The sequence below is a fragment of the Streptomyces sp. NPDC032822 genome, from assembly GCF_055578825.1.
The window spans coordinates 208,303-221,581 of the sequence record NZ_JBVIOL010000013.1 but is presented as its reverse complement, the minus strand read 5'-3'; the positions used below and the strand labels follow the sequence as shown (position 1 = coordinate 221,581).

General features: G+C 68.9%; 12 protein-coding genes. 8 read left to right on the top strand and 4 right to left on the bottom strand.

Annotation, left to right across the window (positions count from 1 at the left end):
• Positions 1-326 precede the first annotated feature (326 nt).
• Positions 327-1,286, bottom strand: a complete 960-nt coding sequence (locus ACZ5VD_RS31990; RefSeq protein WP_468552527.1) for a helix-turn-helix domain-containing protein — start codon at positions 1,284-1,286, stop codon at positions 327-329.
• Between the two features lie 240 nt (positions 1,287-1,526).
• Between ACZ5VD_RS31990 and ACZ5VD_RS31985 the strand changes: the two genes are divergently transcribed.
• The 8 genes from ACZ5VD_RS31985 (at position 1,527) to ACZ5VD_RS31950 (ending at position 10,259) form a co-directional block, all read left to right on the top strand.
• Positions 1,527-2,372 carry an SDR family oxidoreductase gene (locus tag ACZ5VD_RS31985; protein WP_468684184.1) on the top strand — a complete coding sequence of 282 codons (846 nt, stop codon included), beginning with the start codon at positions 1,527-1,529 and terminating at the stop codon, positions 2,370-2,372.
• 66 nt (positions 2,373-2,438) lie between these two features.
• The gene (locus ACZ5VD_RS31980) at positions 2,439-3,419 is read left to right on the top strand and encodes an aldo/keto reductase (protein ID WP_468684182.1); all 981 of its coding nucleotides are present in this window, start codon (positions 2,439-2,441) and stop codon (positions 3,417-3,419) included.
• Between the two features lie 462 nt (positions 3,420-3,881).
• Positions 3,882-4,616 carry a S1 family peptidase gene (locus tag ACZ5VD_RS31975; protein WP_468684181.1) on the top strand — a complete coding sequence of 245 codons (735 nt, stop codon included), beginning with the start codon at positions 3,882-3,884 and terminating at the stop codon, positions 4,614-4,616.
• Between the two features lie 373 nt (positions 4,617-4,989).
• Positions 4,990-5,751: a two-component system response regulator CseB gene (gene cseB, locus ACZ5VD_RS31970; protein WP_468684179.1), complete on the top strand. Its 762-nt coding sequence runs from the start codon at positions 4,990-4,992 to the stop codon at positions 5,749-5,751.
• Between the two features lies 1 nt (position 5,752).
• Positions 5,753-7,009 carry an ATP-binding protein gene (locus ACZ5VD_RS31965; RefSeq protein WP_468684178.1) on the top strand — a complete coding sequence of 419 codons (1,257 nt, stop codon included), beginning with the start codon at positions 5,753-5,755 and terminating at the stop codon, positions 7,007-7,009.
• 192 nt (positions 7,010-7,201) lie between these two features.
• A complete protein-coding gene (locus ACZ5VD_RS31960) occupies positions 7,202-7,417 on the top strand; it encodes a hypothetical protein (RefSeq protein WP_468684176.1) in 216 nt (71 codons plus the stop codon).
• Between the two features lie 55 nt (positions 7,418-7,472).
• On the top strand, positions 7,473-8,414 hold the full coding sequence (locus ACZ5VD_RS31955) for an endonuclease/exonuclease/phosphatase family protein (protein WP_468684196.1): 942 nt from the start codon (positions 7,473-7,475) through the stop codon (positions 8,412-8,414).
• 1,308 nt (positions 8,415-9,722) lie between these two features.
• A complete protein-coding gene (locus tag ACZ5VD_RS31950) occupies positions 9,723-10,259 on the top strand; it encodes a hypothetical protein (protein ID WP_468684175.1) in 537 nt (178 codons plus the stop codon).
• 255 nt (positions 10,260-10,514) lie between these two features.
• Here ACZ5VD_RS31950 and ACZ5VD_RS31945 read toward each other — a convergent pair whose 3' ends face one another.
• The 3 genes from ACZ5VD_RS31945 to ACZ5VD_RS31935 all read right to left on the bottom strand — a co-directional run bounded on the left by ACZ5VD_RS31945 (position 10,515) and on the right by ACZ5VD_RS31935 (position 12,626).
• Entirely contained in the window at positions 10,515-11,531 is a 1,017-nt protein-coding gene (locus ACZ5VD_RS31945) for an NADPH:quinone oxidoreductase family protein (RefSeq protein ID WP_468684174.1), read from the bottom strand.
• 46 nt (positions 11,532-11,577) lie between these two features.
• Positions 11,578-11,943: a MerR family transcriptional regulator gene (locus ACZ5VD_RS31940; protein ID WP_468684172.1), complete on the bottom strand. Its 366-nt coding sequence runs from the start codon at positions 11,941-11,943 to the stop codon at positions 11,578-11,580.
• Positions 11,944-12,041: 98 nt separating this feature from the next.
• Positions 12,042-12,626 carry a DinB family protein gene (locus tag ACZ5VD_RS31935; protein ID WP_468684171.1) on the bottom strand — a complete coding sequence of 195 codons (585 nt, stop codon included), beginning with the start codon at positions 12,624-12,626 and terminating at the stop codon, positions 12,042-12,044.
• Positions 12,627-13,279 lie beyond the last annotated feature (653 nt).

Sequence of the window (13,279 nt, the reverse complement as noted above, 5' to 3'; positions counted from 1 at the left end):
GCCACACACGACACCGACTGAACACCGGCAACCCAGACCCGGTGGGTCAGAACTCGACCGCCCACACCGGGTCAGGATTCAACCGCCGCCGACAGCCATCCGTCGCCTTCGATCAACGTCCTCAGCCAGTACGTCTACGTCTACTGATCGGCGACGTTCACCGGCGGCTGGTGGCGGTGCCGCGAACGGGAGCGCGACGTCACCCCAGGGGTCTCGTGTAGAGGGCCGGGGCGTCCTTACCCTCGATGCCTCGATGCCTGACGGCGGATGTCTGAGGGCGCCCCTGCGCCGCCCACGTTGCCGTAGATCGACTGCGTGGCTCGTCGTCAGTCGGGCGTCTCGGTCGAGTCGGCCGACCCGGAGTCGTCGTTCAGGGCGGACCGCTCGATGTCGTCGTTGATCGCGGCCCAACTGGCCAGCAGATTCAGGGCGTCATGAGTGGGTGAGTCGGGCTCGGCGGTGTAGGTGAGGAGGAACTGGCTGGGTCCGTCACCGACAGGGAAGGTCTCGAAGGGCAGGTCGAGGTCGCCGACGACCGGGTGGTGCAGGAGCTTCACGCCGGTGGTGTGCATCCGGACGTTGTGGGCCGCCCAGCGGCGCCGAAACTCCTCGCTGCGGGTCGACAGCTCCCCGATCAGGTCCGTCAGCCGTCGGTCGTAGAGATCGCGGCCTGCCTCGGCGCGCAGCATGGCGACCGTGTCGTTGGCGACTTCGTCCCAGTGGCGGAAGAACTCGGTCGCGTGCGGGCTGAGGAAGACGAACCGCGCGTTGTTCGGCGGCCGTGCCGGGTCGGCGTAGACCGGGGAGAAGAGCGCGCGCCCGAGGTCATTGGTGGCCAGGATGTCCCCGCGTCCGCTGAGAACGAACGCGGGTGTACCGGACATCGAGTCGAGGACGCGCTGCACCGTCGGGCGGACACGCTGCTGGGCCGGGCGGCGGCGTGGCGGACGGGTCGTGCCGGCGCCGCGCAGGAGGTCGAGCAGGTGGATGCGTTCGGCCTCGTCGAGCTGAAGTGCGTGCGCGATGCCTTCGATGACGTTCTCGGAGACGCCGGTGGCGTTGCCGCGCTCCAGCCGCGTGTAGTACTCGCTGGAGATACCCGCGAGGAGGGCTACTTCTTCGCGGCGCAGCCCGGTGACGCGTCGGCGCTCTCCGCCGTAGAGGGGCAGGCCGGCCTGCGCGGGGGTGACCCTGGCCCGTCGTGTGCCGAGGAATTCCCGGATCTCCGCGCGGAAATCGTCACGGATGTCGTGCTTGCCGCCTTGTGGGTCGTTTCTGCCTGCCATGCGCCTCACTCTACGAGTGCTTCCGCCGGGTTGGGGGTCCCTGTCAGTGACCCCCTCATCAGGGACTCCCACACTCGCGTGACATGCGGTTCTGTTGGTGGTGCACCGCCCACGGCGGTGTGCACCGTCCGGACAGACGGCGGTTGTCCCGCCGGTCCCAGCCGCCTCTGCGGCGCTGCGCGCATCATCACCCCCGCACACAGTGGGCGCCGGCTCACGGCGCCTGAAAGGAAACGTCCCATGAGCAAGGTCGTTCTCGTCACCGGTGCCGGACGCGGCCTGGGCACGGACATCGCCCGCGAAGCCCTCGCCGCAGGCCACCAGGTCGTCGCCACCGGCCGCCGCCCCGAAGAGATCGAGAAGACCCTCGGCGGACCGCAGGACAACCTGCTGGTCACCAGGCTCGACGTCACCAGCCTCGAAGACGCCGAGGCCGCCGCTCAGGCCGCCATCGACCGCTTCGGCCGCATCGACGTCCTGATCAACAACGCCGGGAACCTCTTCACCGGATACTTCGAGGAGATCTCCCCCGCGCAGATGCGCCGACAGTTCGAGACCAATCTCTTCGGCCCGATGAACGTCACCCGCGCCGTCCTGCCGATCATGCGCAAGCAGCGCGACGGCCACGTCATCACCATCACCTCGACCGCCGGACTGGTCGGCATGGAGTTCACCTCCGCCTACGCCGCCTCCAAGTTCGCGGAGGAGGGCTGGATGGAGTCGCTGCGCTACGACGTCGAGCCGTACGACATCCGCACCACGATCGTGGAGCCCGGCTACTTCCGCACCGAACTCCTCGTGGACGGCTCCGCCAACTGGCCCGAGCTGTCCATCGACGACTACGCCCCGCGCACCGCCCCCAGGATCGAGGGCATGAAGAGCATGAACGGCAAGCAGCCCGGCGACCCCGCCAAGCTCGCCCGCGCCCTGCTCACCATCGGCGGACAGGACGAGCCGCCGCAGCGTTTCATCGCCGGCGCGGACGCCATCGAGGCCGCCGAGGCCAAGGCGAGGGAACTCCTCGCCCAGGCCGAGGCATCCCGCGAACCGGGCGACAGTCTGGCCTACGACGACGCCCACGCCTGACCACCATGCCCCGCCCTGATCATGACCATCGACCGGCCTGAGGGCCGTCGCGACAAGGAGTACCTGATGCAGCACGTATCACTGGGCGGACTCGATGTCTCCCGCATCGGCCTGGGAGCCATGACGATGGCCGGCACGTACACCACAGGCGGGGAACTCGACGACACCGAGTCGATCCGCACCATCCACCGGGCGCTGGACCTCGGGGTCACCCACATCGACACCGCCGAGATCTACGGCCCGTTCCACAGTGAGGAGATCGTCGGCAAGGCCATCAAGGGCCGGCGCGACGACGTCGTCGTGGCGACGAAGTTCGGGCTCGTCTCGCATGCCGGCGGCGGCCCCCGCGTCATCGACAGCAGCGCCGGCAACGTGAAGACGGCGGTCGAAGGCTCACTCCTGCGGCTGGGCACCGACCACATCGACCTCTACTACCAGCACCGCGTCGACCCGAACACGCCCATCGAAGAGACGGTGGGCGCGCTGGCCGAGCTGGTCGCCGAAGGCAAGGTGCTCCACATAGGACTGTCCGAGGCCAGTCCGGAGACGATCCGCCGGGCACACGCCGTGCATCCGGTGGCCGCGCTGCAGACCGAATACTCCCTGTGGACCCGCGACGTCGAGGCCGAGATCCTCCCGCTGCTGCGTGAGCTCGGCATCGGGTTCGTGCCCTACTCCCCGCTCGGGCACGGCCTGCTGACCGGACAGATCCGCACCGTCGAGGACTTCACCGACGACGACTGGCGCAAGACCAACCCGCGCTTCACCGGGGAGAACTTCCAGCGCAACCTGCGCATCGTCGACGAAGTCCAGGCCATCGGCGCCGAGATCGGAGCCACTCCGGCGCAGACCGCACTGGCCTGGCTGCTGACCCGCGGCGACGACATCGCCCCCATCCCCGGAACGCGGCGGGTTGCCCGCGTCGAAGAGAACACCGCCGCCGACGCCATCGAACTCAGCGCCGCTCAGCTCCACCGCCTGAACAACCTCACGCCGGCCGCGGGCGAGCGCCACGACGAGGCGAACATGGCCACCATCGACCGCTGATCCGACACCACGGCGATCTCTCCCTCGTCAACGTGAGGTCGGTTGCGGCGAGGCGTTCGTCGATGAGGTTGCTGCGGTGGCTGAACCCGTGCCGGTGCAGCATCTGCGCGATGGCGGCTCGGCGTTTCGGCACCGGAGCGCATGTGAACAGGCGACCGCGATCCCGTCCGGGGGCGCGGTCGCCGACCCCAACTCCCTTTGGAATGAACCCTCGTGACGTCCCACGCGCTGTTACACAGCCGAGGGGAGGCCGCGATCGGCCCGATACGGGACGGAGGCATGCCGGAAGAATGACGGACTCATACTCCTCGTCGGAAGGGGCGGCCGGGCGTCGGCCGCCCCTCGAGTCCGCCGGGGTCGCGCCCGGTGGCAGACGGAAGTGAGTCCACCTTGCGCAAGTCAGTGAGCCGACGGGCGGTCACCTCCCTCGCGGGAGTCTGCGCGTTGGGAACCGTGTTCGCCATGGCACCCGTCGCCTCGGCGATCGTCGGCGGAGTGCCGGTGCCGGACGGCGAGCGGCCCTTCGTCGTACAGATCGAGCAACAGGGCGACGACGGGACGTGGTCGCATTACTGCGGCGGAGCACTCGTCCACAGCCGCGTCGTCGCCACGGCGGCGCACTGCGCCAGGTTCGCCGAGCAGGGCATGGTCAAGATCCGACTGGTTGTGGGGCGGACCGATTCGAGCACGCCCGGCGGAACAGTGGTGACCGGCGACCACTTCTCCGTCTACAGCCACCCCGACTTCGACACCGCGACCAACACGGACCTGGGGCTCATCGTGCTCGACAACCCGGTCGGCCGGCCTCACGCGGCCCTGCCACCACTGGGAACGCAGCTGCGGCCGGGGCGTGTCGTACGCGCCGCCGGGTGGGGACGTACCGATCTCGCCGATCCGAACAAGCCGACCCGTATGCACGAAGTGAAGTTGCCCGTCAACAGGTTCGACACGGAGGGCGGTACCTGGGACAAGGAGTTCATCTGCGCGGGCACCGCCGAATCCCGGGTCGGCCCCGGGGACAGCGGGGGACCGTTGTTCGATACGAAGGCCTCCGGCAGAACGGTCGTCTACGGACTCGTGACCGGGGACACGAACACCTGCACCGGGCTCTTCACGAACCTGGCCGACCCCACCATCTGGAAGCCGTTCCGCGACCCGCTCGCCTCTCATGGGCTCGGGCACGTCATCCCGGACTGAACCACACGGATGGCGTACCGGGTCAAGGCGCTCCCTTCGGGGGCGGCTTCACCCGGATTCGATGCGACCCCATGGGGCGACGCTCTCCGACAGGGACTCTTGCGCTGCCGACCAGCCGTCATACTCAGTGCCGAGTGCCTGGCGAAGGTAGGCCGAGGTGACCTGCTGGATCAGGGCTACACGTTCGAGGCTTTCGTCTGTTGCTTCCCGGGCCTCGTAGCCCGCGATCCCGGCGAGAGATCGCCGATACTCGGCTGATACACGGTTGAGCCTGGGCGGAGGCACGGTTCTGGCAGGGTGAGAGAGCCCCCGAACCTACCTCCGGACGGAAAAGATGCCCGCTTCAGCAGCTGACGGGGGCGCGCCCGTGTCCATGCCCGCGCCCGTGACGATCCTGCTCGTCGAGGACGACGCGGTGATCCGCAGATCCGTCACGATGGCGCTGGAGCGCTACGGCTACCGCGTCACCGCTGCCGCCGACGGCCTGACCGGACTCGAACGGTTCCGGGAGGGCCGGCACGACCTGCTGTTGCTGGACGTGATGCTGCCCGGCCTCGACGGCATCGGGCTGTGCCGCCGGATCCGGGAGACCAGCGTGGACCCCGTCCTGATGATGTCGGCGCGCGGCGACGCCCTGGACATCGTCTCCGGCCTGGAGGCAGGGGCCGACGACTACGTGGTCAAACCCGTCGACACCGCCGTGCTGGTGGCCCGGATCCGTTCGCTGCTGCGGCGGGCCACCTTCACCCCGGCCCCCGGCCCAACGGCCGGGACCGTGGCCGATCGTCCGGGCCCGTCGGACCAGCCGGACCCGCCGGACCGGTCGGGGAGACCCGGCCGCGACCGGCACGCTCGGCTCGTCTTCGGCGACCTGGCCATCGACACGGGCGGCCTGGAGGTGTTCCGGGCCGGTGAACCGGTCGCGCTGGCCCCCACCGAACTGCGGCTGCTCCTGGAGTTCGCCGCGAACCCGGGCATCGTGCTGGACCGGCAGACCCTGCTGCGCGACGTGTGGGACTACGGCTGGGACGGCGACAGCCGCGTGGTCGACCTGTGCGTGCAGCGCCTGCGGAAGAAGATCGGGGCCGAGCGGATCGAGACCGTCCGCGGCTTCGGCTACAAGCTGCGGCGCTGACGTGGGGACCGTACGCGCGCTGCCGCCCTGGCGTTCGCTGCTTTGGAAGATCGCGCTGCTCGTCACCGTGGCATGCTGTGCCATCGCGGTGACCGTCGGGCTGCTGGTCCACCGCAGCACCCTGGAACGGTCGATGAACGACGGTGCGGCCAAGGCCCTGACCCAGTTGTCCGACGCTGTGGAGGACTACGAGCGGGACGGCGTCCCGCCCGACGGTCTGGTCCTCTCGCCCGGGGAGATGCCCGACGAACTCCTGCGCCGCCTCCAGGACCGGCAGGGCAAGGCGGTCGGCTCCGCCACCTGGTACGACGGCGACACCCCCGGCGACCACCCCTCGATGTGGGCCGTTCGGACCCTCCATGGCGCTCCCGTGGCGGTGAGCGCCGACATGACCCCCGACCTGCTCACCCGGCGGGCGCTGGACCGGCACATGTGGAAGTACTCCCTGGCGGCGCTGGCGGTCGTCGTTCCGCTGTCGGCGCTCGCCGCCGAGTTGCCGAACCGGAGGCTGCGCCGGGTGGCGCGGACCGCCCGCCGGATCGCAGGGGGCGACCTCGCGGCCAGGACCGCGGTCGGTGGCCGGGGCGGTGACGAGATCACCGAGATCTCGGCCACCGTCGACTCGATGGCCGACAGTCTGCGCGAACGTCTGCTGACCGAGCAGCGCTTCACCGCCGACGTCGCCCATGAGCTGCGTACGCCACTCATGGGCTTGGTGACCGCGAGCGGGCTGCTTCCCGAGGGCGAGACCACCGACCTGGTGCGTGACCGGGTGGGGGTACTGCGGACGCTGGTGGAGGATCTGCTGGAGATCTCCCGGCTCGACGCGGGCGCCGAGCGGGCCGAACTCAGGCCCGTACCGCTCGCCGAGATGGTCGGAGAGTCCGTGGCCCGCACCGGGCTGGACACGCGGTTCACCGCCACCGGTGCCCGGTCGGCGCAGACCGATCCGCGCCGGCTCGACCGGATCGTCGCCAACCTCGTCGTCAACGCCCACCGGCACGGCCACACGCCCGTCGAGGTCGAGGTGGCCGGGACGACCGTGACCGTACGGGACCACGGCCCGGGCTTCCCGGCGGAGCTGCTCGCGGACGGCCCGCAGCGATTCCGCACGGGGGCGTCGGAGCGCGGCCACGGGCACGGCCTCGGGCTGACCATCGCGCTGGGGCAGGCCCGGGTCATCGGGGCGTCGCTGGAGTTCGCGAACGCTCCCGACGGTGGGGCGCTCGCCACCCTCCGGCTGCCGCCCGCGGGCTGATGCCGAGCGGCCGATACCGAACGGATGCCCGACCGAGCGGTGCCCGATCCGTGACCGGAGCCGGGCGGAGACCCGCTCCGCGGAAGGTGGTCGACGTGCGTGAACGCCGCGCACCCGCCCTCTTGGAGGTGTCCCTCCCATGTCACCGGTTCCCTTTTCCGGAGAGCCCGGCGCAGGCCGGGCCCAGCCCTCGTGGTCCACTCCGGCACTCCCGCCGGCGGCGCCCTGATGTGGGCGGCCACCGCGTCCGACAAGGACGGCCGGGACCGGCTGATCCTCGGAGTGGTGCTGCACCAGCGCGCCGGCACCGACCCCCGGCAGGGGCTGCGGGCCGCTCTCGCCACGAGCCCCGCGCTGATCGAGGGCGTACGGCGATGGCTGTCGACGATCTCGCCCGGAACACGGTGAGACGGCAGTGACGAACTCCCTCGACACCGCGCCCGCCCTGCCGGAACCCGATTTCATCCGCCCACGGAACGAGGACACCGACGTCCGTCGGCCGCCGCTGGTCCTCGGCTCGCTCGCGGTCCTGGCCACGCTGATGATGCTGGGCCACGCCCTCGTCCCCAACCGGTTCGGCCGTCTCGGCAGCCTCGTCGAGACCTTCCTGCCCTGGACGGGTGTGGCCGTGCCGCTGCTGCTCCTGTGCGCCCTGGCCCGCCGGTCCAGGGCCGCCGCCGTATTCGTACTGCTGCCGGCCGTCGCCTGGTGCTCGCTCTTCGGCGGGACACTCGTCGACAAACGGGAGGACGGCGGCAACCTGACCGTCGTGACGCACAACGTCAACGAACACAATCCGCGGCCGGTGCACACGGCTCGTGCCCTGGCCGCCTCTGGCGCGGACGTGGTGGCGCTCGAAGAGCTGGGCGGCCCGTCGACAGCGGCGTACGAGAGAACGCTGGCCGGCACCTACCCGTACCACTCCGTGCAGGGCACGGTCGGTCTGTGGAGCAGGTATCCGGTCGCCGACGCCCGTGCGGTCGACATCGCGCCCTGGCCACGTGCCCTGCGCGCCACCGTCCGCACGCCCGAGGGACCGGTCGCGGTCTTCGTCACCCATCTGCTGTCCGTCCGCCTCACCGCCGGCTCGGGGTTCACCTCCGACGCACGTGACGCGGCCGCGCGGCGACTCGCCGCCGCCGTGCGCGCCGAACCACTCCCCCGCACGATCCTCGTGGGCGACCTGAACGGCACGACCGACGACCGGGCGTTGTCCGGGCTCACCTCCCAACTGCGGTCCGCGCAGGCCGAGTCGGGCGCGGGGTTCGGTGCCAGCTGGCCGGCCTCGTTCCCGGTGGCCCGGATCGACCACATCCTCGTACGCGGTGTGGAGCCGCGGTCCGCCTGGACCCTCCCGGCCACCGGCAGCGACCACCTGCCGGTGGCGGCGACGGTGCGGATGTGAGCGCGCGCGCTTCCGGAACGGCCGGCTTGATCTCCTGGAACTGGCTGCCCCTGCGTGCTTGCGCGGTGACGGACTCCACCAAGCTCCAGTCGCTCTGCGCCGCATGGGCGCCAGGCGACTGGAGACCCGTACTCGGCGACCGTGCCGCGGAACAGCGACCGCTCGCCACCGCCTCAGCGGATACCGGTTGCAGTGTGAGCACGTCCGCCAGACCGACTCCTGATCCCCACCCCGTCCTCTCTTCGCCTGGGACGGGCACAGGTTGGGAACGTGACCTCAAGAGCTGTCGGGCACGTCCCGTGCAGGAGCAGGACGGCGGCGCCCTGGCGCAGAGGGCCGTCTTCGAAGGCGAGCTGGCGGACGGCCTCCTCGTACAGCGTCAGGGCGCGCGGGTCGGAGTTCTCCCGCGCAGCCGCCGCGGTTCGCCTCCCGGTGCCCACTGCTCTTCCCGCCGGCCGCGGGCTGCCTCACGACGTCCCGTTCAACGAGGCTGCGGCCTTCCCAGCCCCGAGAGCACCCACCTCACCCCAGCCGCTTGACTCCTGCTTCGCATCGGATGGCCTCTTGCCGGCGTCCTGGACCCGGCCGTTGCGGCCGACGGTGAAGGTGCCCTTGACCGGCTGAGAATCCACGATCAACGTCACCAGACGGTCCAGCAACGAACTGGCCCGCTGAACAGGCTTGGAAACGGGGCCCTTTGGGTGGCTCCGTCCTCTGGGTTTCACCCCATGGCCCCATCCGTCGGCCCAGAAGGCCGACTTCCCGCAGCACGGCAGCGCCTGTGACCCGCCCGCTGCTGTTGCGCTTTGTGACGATCCCGGCTCCTCGGCGATCTTCAGTCTGCTGCTGTCGGCCGTCCCGGCGTATACGCAGAGCGCGCCAGCGGGGGCAGCGACAAGGTGGGCCGACCACCGGTGTGCTGATCTGTACGCCGAGGCAGCCGACGAACTCGCCCAACAGATCGCCCTCATGCGGCATGGGCTGCCGGTGGGCCTCGCCGAGAGCGTCGCTCCCTGTGCTTGGTCACGGCGAGGCGTCGCACCCCAGCCATGGCACACCGGTGATCGGGCACCTCACGACACTCTTACCGGAGGTTCAGGGGCCCACAACTCAAAACTCGCCACTGGTATTCGGACCCGCACCAAAAGCGAGCATAGATCCAGACGATCAACAACCAACGCGGTACCGTATACGTCGCGTCACCAACTGCACGAAACTACTGGATGGCGGCACGAAGGGAATCCACGCAACTCTCCCAAAAAATCCAGCAGCTCCCCCGATTCGCACACAAGTGGAAGGAGAAGAATCTTGTCCCGCCGAAAGGGTGACAAAGAAACAGAGCAGTCTCCCGTAGGCGTGTCGCGTCTCAAGGACAAACGTTTCAACGGTTACCTGCGTCACGACATTCCGCACGAACTGGACTCTGTCACCGAGGCGGTGATTACCTCATACATGGAGAGTTCCGCATCCGGCAGGCAGAGAGCGATCGACGATCTGGACGGGCGAAGCGCATCCGTGCTCAGCGCATATGGGCAGCGAATGGCCTCGACCGCAGTCCGTGCCGGATCGAAAGAGGAGTTACGCCGCGGACTCATCGCTGTCGGCATCGCGGATGAGCGCCTCAGTGACGCTCGTGAGAACTTGTACCCGCTTGTGGCCATCAACGACGGCGCGTGTCTGATCGGCACCTCGCTGCGGAATCTGATCACCGATGTGGAAGGTTTTCTGCCGCCTACGGTGGTAGAGAAGCTGCGCAAATTCGATCAACGTCAGGAGCAAGGCAAATCACTTGAGGCTATGGGCTTGAGGAGATTTGGCAGCGGCCAGGAGTTCCGCTACTCCTGACTCCCCACCTTTACGAAGGCGCTCCAACTGTACCTTGCCTGATCGCGCGTAAGTCCACCTGCCTCGATCGGCATGAGGAACCGTCACCTTCCTGACAACCCCTCATGCTGTGGCATTTGGCGGGGTTTTCAGAAGTGACCCCTCCTCCTCCATAGCGGGATTCGCACGTCCACGTTTCGCTATCTTCTTGCAGCAGGGCCGCGGCCAGGGCGAGGAAGTGCGAGCCCTTTTGTGGCGGTGCAGCCCAGGTATTCCCTAACGCCAAGGATCGAGGGCGAGCTTGCCGCAGGTCTGGCCCGCTTCGAGTTCCTGCAGCACCATCGCCCCCTCAGCCAGAGGGCGAACCTGGGGCGTACCCGGCGCGTACACGCCGTGGGCGATGAGGGTCTCGATCTCGACGAGCAACGACTGGTAGAGGGACGGGGCCGCGACCGCCAGTGCACCGATGTGCAGACCCTTGACCTGGACCTGGTGGGTGAAGACCAGGTCGTGTGTGGTCAGGGTGGCGTCGCCTGAGGCTGCGCCGAACACGACGATGCGTCCGGTGAAGGGTTTGGTGACGGACAGGCTGGTCTTGAACGTGGCCTGTCCCACTGATTCCAGGACCAGATCGACACCGCCGGTCAGGCGTGTGATCTCCTCGGCCAGATCGGGACGTCGGCTGTCCAGGACCTCGTCGGCGCCGAGCGCCTTGGCGGTGTCGTGCTTCTCCGGTGAGGCCGTGGCGATCACACGTGCGCCGTAGTGGCGGGCGAGGCGGACGGCGGCCTGCCCGACGCCTCCGGCCGCGGCATGTACGAGGACTGCCTCACCCGTCCTGACGTCGCCCAGCGGCTTCAGTGCCGCCAAGGCGGTGGCCCAGTTCAGCACCAGGCCGAGGGCTTCGGTGTCGCTCCAGCCGGACGGCACGGGAAGCACACCCGCGGCCTGCATCGTCATGTACTGCGCGAAGGCGCCCGGGCCGACTCCGACGACGTGCGTGCCAAGCTGCAGCGGGCTGTCGACCTCCGGGCCGACGACCACGATCTCGCCAGCGGCCTCAAAGCCCGCCACATAGGGCGCCTGCGGGCCTCCTCCGTAGGTGCCATGGGTCTGCATGACGTCTGCGAAGTTGACCCCGGCGGCACCGACGCGGATCAGGTACTCGCCTGGCCCCGGGTCAGGGCGTCGATGATCGGTCGTGAGGGTCAGATCCTTCGGTCCCCGGTGCGACCGCTGGACCAGGGCTCGTACCGTCTGCTCAGCGGTTTGCCGCTGCTCGTCGATGTCCATGCACCAAACGTAGGAATCTGACACTTACGTCAAGGTCAAGCGCCGGTCAGAGACCAGTACGACGGGCCTCTCGCAGGTAGACGTCGAGCGCCGCCTGCTGATCGCTGAGAACCGCGATGCGAGCAGCCAGCCGATCGCGATAGCTCTGCACCTCGTGCAGGAACTCCGCGCACACCACGTCGGTGCCGGCATCAGATCCATCGGTGAGGCTGGGCAGGACCTCCCTGATCAACCGCACGGGCAGCCCGGACTCCAGCAGCGAGCGGATGACGAGCACCCGATCGATGGTGGACTGACAGTAGTCGCGGAATCCATTGCTGAAACGGCCAGGCACGATCAGGCCCTCGTCCTCGTAGTGCCGCAACGATCGCGCGCTCACACCGCTGACCCGGGAAGCTTCACTGATCCTCATACCTGCGGCCAACGTCCAGGAGCACCGCGGTCTTCCCGCATTCGCTGCGACGAGTCGAGAACCAGCTCAGGCGTCAACAACCTCATGTCCCGCAACATCTAGGCCTTGATCGGTGCGGCCGACCTGGCGGCCTGCTCGATCTTCGCGCAGTAGGCGGCACGGGCTTCCTCGTCGATCTGCTTCTCGTGTTCGGCGCGCACCCCGGTCCGGCCGTCGAGGCCCTCGCGCAGGATATCGGCCTGCCCGGTATGGCGGTTGGACTCGCCGAGGACATGGACGATGACGGCGAACAGGTTCGTGTTGGGACGAGGCTCCGGCCACCACGGCACGTGGCCGGGGGTGTCGAGGGGAAGCTCGTTGATCGTCGCGTCCGAGTGTTCCCACGTGCGCCGGTAGAACCCGATGACCTGATCGCGGGTCTCGTCCTCGGTCGCCCACAGATCGTTGCCGTCATAGTCCTGCCACCGGGGCAGCGGTTCCGGGGAAGGGCGGTCGAAGACCTCGCCGAAGTACCTCGCCTCGACGGTGGCCACGTGTTTGACCAGGCCGAGGAGGTTGGTCCCGGTCGCCGTCAAAGGTCGGCGGGCGTCGTATTCGGACAAGCCGTCGAGTTTCCAGAGCAGCGCCTTGCGGTCCCGCCGCAGCCTTACGTGCAGGTTGTTCTTCGCGAAGTCATCGATCATGCGGCATGAGCCTGCCATGGGGTGCTCGTGCTCTCAAGATCCCGTATGTGGTCCGCAACGACTGGAGGAAGAGTTCGACGACTCCGGCGGCACCTACGGCTCGCCGAGGATCCGGATCAGGCTGGTGAGGCACGGCTCGCGGGTCTCGGTGAGCATCCTGAGAAGTACGGCCTCAGCGGCACCAACTGCTCGGCGGCCGTGTGTCTCGCGGGGATCGACGTCGCCAGGTCGGGCGGGCTGCTGCGCGGCTTCGCGGAAAAGATCCTGCCCATGTGACCCCGGTCGGGGTCCTCCCGCCACGGTGCTGACTGACACCTGAGCTGGCGCCCCAGGGGCGGGCCGGCAGCTCCCGAGCCATCCGGCCCAGCATCCTGTGGCAGGCGACAAACCGTCGGCCCACCGTGCCCCGCTCAACGACGGAGCCCGGCGGCGGCTCACCGCGTGGTGGTCGGCGCGGGCAGCGCGGTGGCGGACCGGCGGTATATCTGCGTCGTCAAGGTCGTGGCCGGCTCGGTGCAGCCCGCGGATCCGCTGGGCGTCGAGTCCCCCGGAGCCGGGCGCGGCCCTCAGCTGAAGCGATCTCGCCGGAGAACGAGCCCTTCCTGCAGTACAGCACCATCCATTGCCAAGAGGGGATCCGGCGCAGCGTCTTC